The organism is Candidatus Angelobacter sp. (assembly GCA_035607015.1).
GTDB lineage: Bacteria > Verrucomicrobiota > Verrucomicrobiia > Limisphaerales > AV2 > AV2.
Genome location: DATNDF010000288.1, coordinates 1 through 10,957, shown reverse-complemented (window position 1 = coordinate 10,957; position 10,957 = coordinate 1). Strand labels below are relative to the sequence as shown.

7 protein-coding genes are annotated in these 10,957 nt (G+C 56.0%); all 7 read right to left on the bottom strand.

Annotated features, from left to right (window positions below; translation table 11 throughout):
• Window positions 1-2,184, bottom strand: a 2,184-nt coding sequence (locus VN887_11650) for an AAA family ATPase (GenBank protein HXT40657.1), incomplete at its 3' end; no start/stop codon positions are given.
• 197 nt (window positions 2,185-2,381) lie between these two features.
• Window positions 2,382-3,503 carry a phospholipase D-like domain-containing protein gene (locus VN887_11645; protein ID HXT40656.1) on the bottom strand — a complete coding sequence of 374 codons (1,122 nt, stop codon included), beginning with the start codon at window positions 3,501-3,503 and terminating at the stop codon, window positions 2,382-2,384.
• An 8-nt stretch (window positions 3,504-3,511) separates the two neighbouring features.
• Window positions 3,512-6,499: a DEAD/DEAH box helicase family protein gene (locus VN887_11640; GenBank protein ID HXT40655.1), complete on the bottom strand. Its 2,988-nt coding sequence runs from the start codon at window positions 6,497-6,499 to the stop codon at window positions 3,512-3,514.
• Window positions 6,496-7,035, bottom strand: a complete 540-nt coding sequence (locus tag VN887_11635) for a gamma-glutamylcyclotransferase family protein (GenBank protein ID HXT40654.1) — start codon at window positions 7,033-7,035, stop codon at window positions 6,496-6,498. The genes VN887_11640 and VN887_11635 overlap by 4 nt, the downstream gene beginning before the upstream one ends.
• Before the next feature lie 5 nt (window positions 7,036-7,040).
• The gene (locus VN887_11630; protein ID HXT40653.1) at window positions 7,041-8,975 is read right to left on the bottom strand and encodes a site-specific DNA-methyltransferase; all 1,935 of its coding nucleotides are present in this window, start codon (window positions 8,973-8,975) and stop codon (window positions 7,041-7,043) included.
• A gap of 15 nt (window positions 8,976-8,990) precedes the next feature.
• Window positions 8,991-9,746 (bottom strand): DUF4391 domain-containing protein, encoded by a 756-nt coding sequence (locus VN887_11625; GenBank protein HXT40652.1) that lies wholly within the window; start codon window positions 9,744-9,746, stop codon window positions 8,991-8,993.
• On the bottom strand, window positions 9,743-10,957 hold a 1,215-nt coding region (locus VN887_11620; GenBank protein HXT40651.1), incomplete at its 5' end, for a DEAD/DEAH box helicase. The genes VN887_11625 and VN887_11620, both read right to left, overlap by 4 nt.

The window sequence follows — 10,957 nt, the reverse complement described above, 5'->3', positions numbered from 1 at the left end:
CCGTTCACCGTCCACCATGGCCCCGCCCAAAATTTCCGTGAGCGCGCCGTAGTCCTCGTAACAATATTCCTCCAGCAGTGGAATAACGTCCTCGGCGATGATGCGGGAAAATCTCGCAAAATCCGTGACCGGCTTTCCGTTGTCGTCCATCAGGTAGGCATGGCCAATTTGCAGGTTGCGGGCGTCCTTGCCGATGTGTTCACGGATGCGGGAGTTCAATGCATCGAGCCACTGACCCAAAGGTATAGCCTCACCTGCAATCGCGCCTGCTAACGTGGACGAATCCGGCATCAACTCCACAAACCCGAATCGGCGCCGCAATGCAGTATCAAGCAAGGCGATGGAACGATCCGCCGTATTCATGGTGCCGATGACCAGAACGTTGGCTGGCACGGAGAATTTGTCGCCAGACAAAGGTAAAATCACCTCCTGCCCGCGTTTATTCTTTTCGAGCAGTGTCAGCAACTCGCCAAAGATGCGCGGGATGTCGCCGCGATTTATTTCGTCAATGAGCAGAACAAACTTTTCATCCGAAGCGGCGGCATCGCGGCAGAGCGTTTTGAAAATGCCGTCACGCTTTTCAAAGATTAACTGGCCGCCTGTGCTTTTCTGCGGACGGTAGCCCTCAATGAAATCCTCATAACCGAAGGCCGGGTGAAACGTGCAGCAGCGCAACAGGCCGGAGTTTGAGCCGTCACCGTTGACTCTCACTTTCTGTTCGGCTGTAAGATCCGCATATAGACACCCGAAGGCCCCGATGGCTGACAAATCGAGCGCCGTCTGTTTGCCCCAATAGGTTTTGCCGGTGCCCGGCGGGCCGTAGAGAATGGCCTGTCCTTTGCGTTCCAAGATCGCCTGCAACCTGCCCGGAATGACTCCTTCCAACCGCACAATTTTGCGAATGGGATTCGGCAGCGCCGGCTTTGGGGCGGGGGCTTCAGGTGACGAGGGTAACGACGGTTCCAACAACTGACGCTCCACGGCCACAAAGTTCCGGTCATCCTTGCGCAATTTCCAGACCGTGGTTCTCAACCCTTCGGTGACGGGCAATTTCCATTCCGGCGTCGTGTGCCAATCGACCTGGCGACGGTGCGGGGCGTCTTCCGGTTGCGTCGTCTCAAACCGGTACGGGCCTTTGACCAGACCGACGCCAAGAATCCTTTCGCCGTCCGCCGCGAGCACAACGTCATTTTCCTCCATGTCTGCTGCAAAGTTCCGAATTTCACCGGCTTTGCGCGAAGCAACATTTGCCTCATAATTCGGATATTCCTTAATCAGCATGTTCGCGATGGTCTCCTTTACATTGTCGCCGGCGAGCACGCTGGACAAATCCCCCAGTTCCGGCCAGCCAATGGCCGCATAGCCACCGGTTTTCATATCCGGCCAAACATCTTGAGCGTCATTTCCTTCGCCCAGCTTCGTGCCGATGCGCCAGTATTTGGTCGGCGTGCCATTCCGTTCGTTGAGCACAGCCGTAAAATGATTCATGGGCCAACCCATTTGATTCGCGAAGCTGACGAAACGGCCCGCGGAAACATACAGGCCGGGCTGTGCAGGCGGCAGTTGAAGCAATTTGATGAGGTTGTGCCGCTGGAAATATTCAGCGTGAAAATCGTCCAGTTTGTCCGGGAAAAGCAAACTTACGTATTTGTGTCCCCAAGCTAGGCGACACACATCCGGCGCCACCTCGTCCAATTTTTTCTGCAAAGCCAGATACGCCTGATCGTCCGCGCCCACCGGCAATTCTTGGATAGCGGTTACGGCGGCGATCAACTGATCGCGGTGTTTCCGTGCGGTGGCAATGGCTTCGGGTATCGGCAACGTGGTTTGGTTGGTGGGATGGCCGGCCATCCATTCGCCGGAATCTTTGCTCTTGTAGAGACCGAATTTGAGCGCGCTGCCGCCGGAGATACTACCGAACTGACGCGTGGGGAACTCGGCGTCGCTCTTGAATTCCAGCCAATACACCAAGCTGTCCTGATTGCCGTGGGCGTGCATCGTGTTCAGAAGAATCTCGCCGTCCAAACTCTTGAGGCGTTCCGGACCGAATCGTTCACGAAACAGGGCGTAACATTGAGATAGCCGTTCTTTGGTGATCAGGTCGCCACGTTTCAGGAGCGATTCATAGAAAGTCCGCAAGGACTGCTGAACACGCGGATCCAGTGAAGGGTCAGTAGTTGGCATTGGTTCCATTTCGCCCTCTTGTTCCTTTCAGGGGGCAAGGGTTTACGTTCCAAGAACCGCCGCAGATAGCAGATGGCAGTCGGACGACAAGCTTGTCTCGGCAATCTTCGAAATCGCAAATCGCTAGAAGATCTGGGGCGACTTCGTATTGCAGTTGGGAGTTAAACATGTCGAATAGGGTGTTGTGTGGGGACCGTTCAGTCCTCGATTTGCAGTGGTTCACGCCAAAGAGGAGAACCGGGCCATGCTTGGTAAACGTCTGCGGCCGTAGCAACGACGCGACGCATTTGGTTGGCTCGCCCAGTGTATCTGGTTGCAAGGAAGTCTCTCATGGCTGAGTAACCTGGCCACCTGGGTAGGAGAAGACGATACCTAAAGGTGCGGCGGCCAATCTGTAAAAAAACACCAATCGGATGACCGCGCCGAGGGTATTGCAGGCCGGAAGCAGCCTCCAACTCAAAGCGGTAGTTGTGACTAGCGACCGACACGCTTGGCCGGCTCTCCATTGTCCCAAGCTCTCCAACATCGTTCACATGCTGAAGGACAATTCTATGGCTCGCGCCCGGTTGGGCACCAAAAAAATGGCGGAACGTATTGAGATCGAAGTTTGCTTGGTTCCATCGGTTGCCCGCTCTTGGAATTTCGGCAACCAGAGCAGCGACTTGTCCTTCTGCTGCTAGGGGAGGACGGGGAATGTTTTCATCCGCAGCGGGGGACTCTGGTGGTTGAGGCTCCTGGAGTGGTTCTGGTAACCGGGGACCTAAGCGTCTTGCCCGTCTCTGATTTTCCTCTGCTCTAGCGATAACAGCCGGATCGTCCAGTGGTCGTAGCCGCTCCGCATGCGCGTGTGTCCATGCGGCCCATCGGTCTTCGAGCGCGGTCGCATCTTTCTCGTCAAATTCTGTGATAGTGAAAGCCTCCCAATTGCCGCGCATCGCCCGACCTGTGAGGTTGCCAGAACCTGTGATAAGCACGGCAGTTTTTTTGTGCCGGAACCAACAAAACTTCGGATGGAAGGTTGTATTTGGTTGTTCATGGTAGAATACGCGGATCTGTAGGGTGTCAATCTCACCAGCCAATTGGCGGAGAGATGTAAGTGCGAGAGGATTGGTGACTTCATCGACGCCCACCACCAAGTCAAAATTGCCTTCGGTCGTGAATGCCTTAAAGGCTAGGTCGTTGAGAAGTAGATCGACTCCGCTCTTGGTTACAAAAGCAAATGCGCCACCGCCGCAAGTTGCTCCGGCACAGGTTTCGAGAATCTTTTCTTGAAGGAACGGTGCGTTCGGATCTAGTGGATCCTGAAGGTGAAGGTTCATTTGCTGTTTTAGGAGGTTGCGGCAAACACATCATCGAGTCTTGTGGCTTTCACAAAACGAGCCGGATTCTCGCCGACGGCCAGAGCGTCGAAATGCGCTTCGCCGCATTTAATCTTGGCACTTTCACGGTCGCGTAAGTCGTCGGTGAACAGGCTGCTCTTGGTTTCGACGACAAAATAAAGGCGAACCGCGCCGTCCTTTTCTACAAGCACTGCCCAATCCGGGTTGTAGGTGCCCAACGGCGTCGGAACTTTGAACCAGCCCGGCAATTTGGCGAAAATCTTGATGGCTTCGTTCTTTTCTAACTGTTCAGCAAATGATTTCTCGGTGTCCGACTGGTAAACGACGTGCTCGTAAACGCTGCGGTCGCCGACCGCAATCATGTTTCTCAGATAGCCCGTGAGTTCTTCCTGCTCAAACAATTCCTGCGCGTAGTATTGCTCGTCCCCGAGGCGTTGGTATTTGATGCCGTCCACCAGCGCCAGACGCTTGGCTCGATTAACCCCATCGGCGGTCAGTTCGATAAACTCCTGCGGATTCCTTGTGAAGTCATTCAACCTGCCGCTGCCGATTAGAATGCGATGAATGCTCCGGCGGGTGAGTTGAGTTTTGTCCTGCAAGTCCGTTAGGACATCCGGCAACTCGATGTCGCGCTCTTCGAGCACTACCGGTGCAGACGTGGCCGTTTCCGTGGCCTCAACACCCGCTTTGCCGATGGCGATGTCGGCCTTGCGCCATTCGAGCCGGGTTTTCGTGATTGGCGGACCATCCTTGATGGCCGCAATACACTTTTGGATGAGCGCCTCGTTGTCGAACTGAACGCGGTAGGTCGTCTTGTGCTTGATGCGATCCCATAGCGCCTTGAACTCGGCGCTCTGGAGCACGGCTTGCCGTGTCTTGATCTGCTGGCGCTCGTCCGCGTTTTTGATCTCCAATTTCCCGGAAAGCTTCCGCAGCACTTCCTTGATTTGAGGGAGTTGAGAGGCGAACGGTTCGGGCAAGGTCAGCGTGTTGTCCTTGAGCGCCTGCTTCAGGGCGTTCTGAATCTTGCCTTTATGGTCCACCAGGCCGGCATCGCGGAGCACCTGCCAAAGCTGCTTCGATTTGTCGAAGCCGAGTGGCGTGGATTTGCCGTCCGCACCTGTGACCGAAATGCCAGCGAACTGATGATGCTCAACAATTCCGAAACGAATGCCCGTGTCCTCCTCAATTTCCTTCTGCAAGTTTTCGGCAAACTGCTCGTAGCTCTCGGTGGCAACGACCGTCAGGGTGTTGATCTCAAAGCCGCGCAAGCGTTCACCTTGCTGGTTGACGCAGAGCCGAAGGCCGCGACCAATCGTCTGCCGGCGCTCGCGTTCCGTGCCCATATCGCGCAACGCGCAAATCTGGAAGACGTTCGGATTGTCCCAGCCCTCCTTGAGCGCGGAATGGGAAAAGATGAATTTAAGGGGCGTCTCGAAGCCCAACAGCTTCTCCTTCTCGCGCATGATCAGACTGTAGGTGTCGTCGTCCGCCTTTGTGTCACCGCGTGTGTCCTTAAAAACCTCAACGGTCTTTCCGCCGACTCTCCTTTTATCAATCGAGAAGTATCCGTTGTGGACTTCCTCGACAGCGGTTTGCAGGTCCACTTCCTTGAACAAGCTTTGGTAATCGGGGTGTTTTGCCAAGCGGCGATATTCCTCTTCAAAGATTTTGGCGTAGTCGCCTTTGATTTGGTTGCCCTCGGCGTCGTATTGCCGATAGCGCTCCACGGAATCAATGAAGAACAGCGAGAGGACTTTGATTCCCTGGGGCGCGAGACGAAGCTCTTTGGTCAAATGCTCTTTGATGGTGCGGCTGATCATCTCACGCTGCACGGCCAGCGCATCAAGGTCGCCAAAAGCCTCGCCCGGCTTGAGGAAGTGTTCGCCTCCGGGGACGCGTAATTCCATGAACTCGCTGCCTTGGGCGACACGAATCTCGCCAACGCGGCAATCGTGATAAACCGCCCGGTTGGTGGTCATCTCCAGATTGTCGCCGTCCTGCACGTTGACTTCTTGGCGCTGCACGCCGGACCGCGTTTGCATGTCCAACTCCACCTTGGCCGTGATGACGCCCTTTTTATTGCCGACAGAAAGGAGCTTCACGTAGGGCTTGTTGTGGCCGCCCGAGATGCGCGCCTCCGCCACTTCGATCTGCTTCACCAGCTTGCGCTCGTAAGCATCCACCGCATCGAGGCGGAAGACCATGTGGTGCTTCTCCACATGCGTGGCGGAAAAACGCAACGTGCAGAGCGGGCTCATCATTCCGAGAGCTTCCTTGCCGCGACCTTCGAGGCCGCCGTCCACGCTCTGCGGTTCGTCCACGATGATGATGGGCCGGGTGGCTTTGATTAAATCAATCGGCTTCTCGCCCCCGGTCTTCTCGCTGTCTTTGTAGAGGTTGTTGACGTCCTTCTTGTTGATCGCGCCCACGGTCACAACCATCACTTGAATGTGCGAACTCGTGGCGAAGTTGCGGACCTGGCCGAGCTTGCTGGAGTCGTAGAGAAAATACTCGAAGGGGACGTTGGCGTAGAGCGAACGGAAATGGTCTTCCATCATCTGGAGCGACTTGTAAACGCCCTCCTTGATGGCGACGGACGGGACAACGATGACGAATTTGTTAAAGCCGTAACGCTGATTCAACTCGAACACGGTGCGCAGATAAACGTAGGTCTTGCCTGTTCCGGTCTCCATCTCAACGGTGAAATCGCCGGAAGCCAGCGAAGCGGACGGTGGCAATCCGTTGCGCAGTTGAATGTCGTTCAGGTTCTTGAGCAGGTCATCGTCGAGCAACGTGAGGCGGTTGCCGATACCGATGTCGGTTTCGGCGAAACCCATGCGCTGTTGTGCGTCATCCACGTCGCGAGTGACGGTGAAGACGCTGCGGCAAATCTCCTGCCCCTTGAACAGGTCGCACACGGATTCGATAGCCGCGTGCTGGTAGTCGAGATTGGGCTCGAAATGGAGTTTCATGACGTAGGGCTGAGGCGATTTCCCTCCAACAACTGGGTGTTGCGCCGCTCTCTTTCACGATCAGGGTCTTGAGTGGCCTCCACAGCTTCCAACTGGCGGATGTATTCGCTTGGAAGTTTGTGCTCCTTCGCCCCCGCCACGACAAACGCCTTATACCAGGTGTAGGGCTTCAACGATGAATCCGTCTTGGTCGCGGCGTAGAGAGATACAGTTCGGGGTGCTCCTCCGAACACAACTTGCACCTGCTTCTCTTCATATCCATTGCCGCGACCTTCTGCCGTATCGAGTTCTGACTTCTCACTCGCGGCAATTTCGAAAAGCACGCCGTAAACAATCTGCTTTTTGTCCTTCGCTTGAACGACGTCGCACTTGCCTGAGCCGTCTTTGCTGCGTTTGTGCCACTTCAATTCGTGGCCGTGCAACTCGGCGACGCCCAAGGCGCGGGCCGAGGGGCAACGCTCCTGATCCTGAATCCGGCTGCAAAGCATGTTCGAGCCGTAGGCGAACGTGACAAAGGTTTTGGGGTTTGTCGGCATTGGCTTTAGAGGCTGCGGATATTCTCCAGCCCGTGCTGTTGCAGGATAGCGGTGAGGTTGGTTTTGGCCACGTCGTCAGCAAAGGCGCTGTCGCGGAAGACGACGGTGGATTCGCCAGCGGGGGCTTGAGCCTTGTGCCATTCGGCGACGCCGAGAGCCAGTGGTTCGACTTCTTTGGCGGCGATGGATTTGGACAAGCAAACAATCAATGTGCCCGCACCCATGCTGTAAACGTCCTGCCCAGCGATGAACTTCTTTTCGGTGGGCACGGTGAGGTCCAGCCCGAGTTTCAAAAGCAACTCGAACAGGATGTCGGATTCCGTGCGGTCGGTTTTAAGATGTTCAACCGACGCTTCCAACGTCTGTGCGAGATCGGCGCGATCCGGCTCCCATGCGCGGATGTTGCTCGACGCCAGCTTGAAAACGCGGAAACCGAGGTCCGGCAATTCGGGTTTTTGAGCGGTTGATGGCGGCTTAAGCAAATCGGGTTCGGCGGCTGCTTGTGTGGCCTGTTGGTTTTCCCAGGCCGTGCGAGTTTTCATGGCGGCGCGACGCAACCGTTCCTTGGTGATGTCAGCGATAGTTGGGTAATCCGGTTTGTCCGTAGGCTCGGGCAGTTGAACAAGAACGAAGCGACGATGTCCCCCGTCTATTTGGTTGGTGTCGAACACTGCCTCACCGGTAGGGCCTGCGCCAGCGAAGAAATCGAGCACCAGGTCCGATTTGCTGGTTGTGATTTCAATTATTCTGCGGATCAATGCGGTAGGCTTGGGCGTATCGAAGACCTCGACTCCGCCAAATAGTTCTATTAAATCCTTCTTTGCGGAGTCGTTCGTTCCAACTTCGGCAGCGGTCCAAAGTGTATGTGGAGTGAGTCCATCTGCAGCCTCAGAAAGAAAGAGTTTACGGCGAGGGACATTATTACCGGTCTCGCCAAACCATACGCGGTTGTCGGCGACAAGTTGTTCGAGCTTTGGCTTTGTTACGGCCCAGCATCGGCCCGGTGGTGGATCCAAGACACGACCGCCGGGAGTGGTGAAAGAGTAAAACTGGTCTTTTGTGGCGTGTCCGGCTTGGGCGTTGAGAGATACGGACTGCCAAGGGCCACGGGGGTCATTGTCGGGATTGGCGTAGCGGTTGCGGACCTCTTCGGTGGTTGGCAGGAGATTTCTGACTTGCTCAAATTGCGTTTTGCTCTTTGCCACGCAGAGGACGTATTCATGGTTAAAAGAAAAAACACGCCGGTTTTCTCTGGTAGTTCGCTTTTCCCAAACAAACAGGGCGATAAAGTTTTCGGGGCCGAAAATCTCGTCAATGACACTTCGGAGATTGTTAACTTCACCATCGTCAACCGAGACAAACAAAGCGCCGTCCTCGCACAGGAGATTGCGTGCGAGCCTCAATCGAGGATACATCATGTTGAGCCAATCGGTGTGAAAGCGACCAGAGGATTCAGCGTTGGAGGAAAGTTTACGGCCAGCTTCTCCAACCTGACCGGTGATTTCGAGGTAGTTCTTGATGTTATCCTGAAAATCATCGGAGTAAACGAAGTCATTTCCCGTGTTGTAGGGAGGGTCAATGTAAATGAGCTTCACTTTCCCATTGTAGGATTTTTGGAGGAGCTTGAGGACTTCGAGATTGTCGCCCTCAATCATCAGGTTTTGCGTCTTGTCCCAGTCCACGCTCTCTTCCGGACAGGGGCGCAGCGTGCCTCCGCTGGGGGTGAGTGCCAACTTGCGGGCCTTGCGCTTGCCATGCCAGTTGAGGCCGAATTTCTCCTCTGCGTCTGTGATGGTTTTGCCAATCAACTGTTTCAGGGAATCCACGTTCACGCCGTCTTCGGTGACGACCTCCGGGAACAGCGCCTTGAGCTTGGCCAGATTCTCGGCGACGAGATCGGGCGATTTCGTCTCCGGTGATTGCGCAGTCAGTTTTTCCATGATGAGGGCGTGAGGTTAAAGAGTTTGAACGAGTTCGGCAATGCGCGCTTCGAGCCGTTTGATGGCGAGGTTGAGTTCCACGCGGCGGTTGAGTTGCGTCTCCTTTTCGGCCTGGGCGCGCAGCGCAGCCAACTCGCGCACTGCTTGGGCGCGGGCATCCAGTTGTTCGCGGAGGGCGGAGGAATTGTCCGCCGTGGGTGGGCGAAATGCGCCGGTAATTTGCGCAGCCTCCAGCGCGAGGATGGAATCCAGCCAGCTTTGGTAGAGCGCGAACAAATCGCCTTGCGGCAGTCCGACGACTGAGAGGCGGGCCAGGAATTGGGCTTCCTCTGCCGTAGGGGCATCCGGGCGGAAAGGTGCGGTGGCGCGCAGTTCTTCGATGACGACTTTGCCGGATTCGCCTTGCGACCAGCGTTTGTGAGCCACCGACAAGGAAGCCGTTTCTCCGGTAAGCGAAATCAACAACACCGGATACGGAATCGCGCGATGAATGAGCTCAACCAGGCGCGCGGTTTTGGCCGTGGAACGGAAATGAGCCGTGAGAATGGCAACTTCCAGATACTCACGCACGGCGTCCCGGAAGACGGGCACACCGAGATTTGCGGGTTTCAGCGCCGCTTGCCAAAGGACTTCGGAAATGCCTTCGTTGATCTGGCGCTTGTCGCTGGCCGTGGGTGCGCCGTTTTCGACAAAGAGCTTTTTCGGGACACGCTGTTCAACGCGGGTTTCGGGCGGCAACGCGAGTGCATGAATGATGGGCGCGAAACTCATGCGGGAAGAGTTGGCGCGGACAATTTGCAGAACAGGTTGATGAGCGTCATCTCATCCAACGAACCGGGAGGCGTGGCGGCAATGCGTGGATCGGCAACGACCACCGCCAAGCATTGGGCGCGTGAGATGGCGACGTTGACGCGATTGCGGTCGAGGATGAAGCCAAGTCCACGAGAGCCGTATTCGCCGTAGCTGGAGCAAAGCGACAGAATGCAAACCGGGGCTTCCTGTCCTTGAAACTTGTCCACGCTGCCGACGCGAGCATTTGCCGGGAGCGCTGCCTGGAGCGAGCGAACCTGGGCATTGTATGGCGCGATGAAAAGGAAATCGTTCAGCGCGAGTGGCCGCGTTTTGTTGTCCTTGTCAGTGTATTGACGGCCAAGAAGTTCTTTGAAAATGGCGCAAACGCGCTCGACCTCCTCGTCGCTCTGTTGAATGTCGCCGTCGTGCTCAATGCCGCTGAAAACAATCCCGCTTTCAATCGTGATGAGTTCGTTTGCGTTTGAAGGAACGGCAATCTTTTGACGGGCGCAATCGCCAAAGGCATTGAGGCGTCCCTCGTAGATGCTCTCGGAAATGAAGCGACACACTGACGGGTGCATCCGACGAGACTCGCCAAGAAAAAGCCCGTAATCGGGCGGGACAACGGCGTGAAGCACGGGTGCATCAGGCCGACTGGCCTTTGTGTCTTTTAGAGCGTATTGCAGCGCGGAAAGTCCCGCGTCGCCCGGATGCGAGCCTTGCACGGGCTGCTCCAACTGCATCTGGTCGCCGAGGAGGACGAGATTCTTCGCACATCGAGCCATTGCCACTGCGTTGGCCAGTGAAACCTGGCCAGCTTCGTCAATGAAAAGAAAATCAAGCGCGCCTTCCCATTCCGGGCGCGTGAAAAGCCACGCCGTTCCGCCAACGATGCCATTGGAATATGCGGCGAAGGCAGCGGAAGTGGTTTCGATGTAACGCAGATTGAGATTCTCGGTAAAGACCGGCCCGGTCGCTTCACCGCCAACTTTGATGCCTGACAGGTGCTGCCCTCTTTCACGAGCGGCATTACCGCAAGCGATGAGCAAGTTGACCACGGCCTTATGACTGTTGGAGGCAACACCGACTTTCTTGCCGGCGGCGAGCAGCGAAGCAATCACTCTTGATGCGGTGTAGGACTTTCCAGTGCCGGGCGGCCCTTGGACCACAAGGCAGCCGCCATTCATCGC